The 1,688-nt window shown below is 69.0% G+C and carries 1 protein-coding gene; it reads right to left on the minus strand.

Annotated elements, in window-relative coordinates; genetic code table 11:
• Positions 1-456: 456 nt before the first annotated feature.
• Positions 457-1,688 (minus strand): right-handed parallel beta-helix repeat-containing protein (locus AC3WPZ_RS27910; protein WP_492442610.1); only part of this gene is annotated, 1,232 nt, incomplete at its 5' end.

Below are 1,688 nucleotides of genomic sequence, written 5' to 3' on the forward strand. Positions count from 1 at the left end.
CCCCCTCCACCACCGCCACCACCACAGGCGCTCAAGGTGGCGGCCAGCAACAGCGCGAAGCCGGGAACAACGAGGGAAGAGGACAGGCGGCGAGCAGGGGCGCTCAGGTGCGGAGTGGGTTGGATGTTCAAGATAGGCAACGGAAGAAAAACAGACACCGGCCAGGCAGGCCAATCGTCCGCGTTCTGATGAAGGGGTCCGGATCCATCGAAGACAAGGGTGCGGGGTGGAGTATCGCCGCTCAGCGCCCTGCCCCGCGCCAGGATCGGGAAATGGTCGCCAGTGTGGCCGCTGGCACCGGATCGCCTGCCACAGAACGTGTTTTTATGTAACCGAGATTCGCCGCCCTGCCCCGCAGCCCCGCTGGGCGCGGCTTCGGCCGTAACAGCTCATACGCTTTGATGCATGAAAAAGGCCCGCGCGAGGCGGGCCTGGTAAGCGGTGCGCGGACCGGGCTCAGGGCGCGGACTGCAGCGCGCCGGCCTTGCGGCTGCCCGAGATCGCGCGCAGTGCGTAGGGCGCGGGCGCGTCGCGGGTGTAGCTGGCGTCGGGCACCACGGACAGGGCAATCAGGGACTGCAGCGTCGCGTTGGGCCAGAAGTTCGGGGTGGCGACGTTGGACGCGCCCGGGATGTTGCTGGCCACCGAGGTCACGTTGTTCAACTGCACCGCGCTGCCGGCGGCGTACCCGCCGGTGATCAGCGCGGGGCTGCCCGTGCCGGCGAACAGGTTGGCCGTGAGCTTGACCGAGCTGGTGCCGTTGGCGATGGCCAGGAAGGCGCCGCCCGAGCGGGTGATGACCACCGTGTTGTGCACGGCCTCGAAGGTGTTGCTCGGGTTGGACAGGCCCTCGGCGCCGTAGGAGATGGCGTTGGGGTTGTCCGCGTTCGGGCCCTTGTGGAACATGTTGCCCTTCAGCACCACCTTGCCGCCGTTGGGGAAGTCGGCCAGGTAGCTCGACGTGCCGGTGGCGCCGTCCATGAAGTAGCTGTTCTCGATCACCGACTCCTTCGCCCGGCTCTTGAAGTTGTGGCCGATCTTGGCTTCGTGGAAGTAGCTGGAGGTCACCGCGATGCGGTTGATCTGGTTCACGTAGATGTTGTGCGTGTAGCCATCGCCCCGGCCGTTGCGGCCGAACTCGGAGCGGTCGATCGTGATCGTGGTCGCGCCGGCCGCGGCCAGGATGCCGTTCTCGTTGTCGAAGAAGCCGCTGTTGCGCACCGTCAGGTTGACGCCGGGTTCCACGCGGATGCCGGCGCCGTTCTGGTCGGGCACGGTGGCGTTGCGGAACTCGATGTTGTCGATCGTGATGTTGGGGCTGGAGACCACCCACAGGCCCTTGCCCTGCACGTTTTTCCCATCGGCGAACAGGCGGGCCTTGCCGCCCACGCCGCAGATGGTGAGGTTGCTGGCCTTCCAGGTCGCCGCGTCACCGCGGTAGTCGCCGGCGGTGATCTTGATCACGTCACCGGCCTGCGCCACGGCGGCGGCGGCGCTCGGCACGCTGTAGGTCTTGCCCGGGCCCACCTGCAGCACGCGGCCGGTGGCCGTGTCGCAGGCCGTGCCCGAGGGAGCGGGTGCCGGCGCGGGTGCGGGAGCAGGGGCTGGCGCCGGTGCAGGCGCGGGAGCCGGCGCAGGGGCTGGCGCGGGTGCCGGTGCGGGAGCAGGGGCCGGCGCAGGAGCGGGGG

This window comes from Hydrogenophaga sp. FW305-3-2-15-A-LB1, from assembly GCF_058787875.1.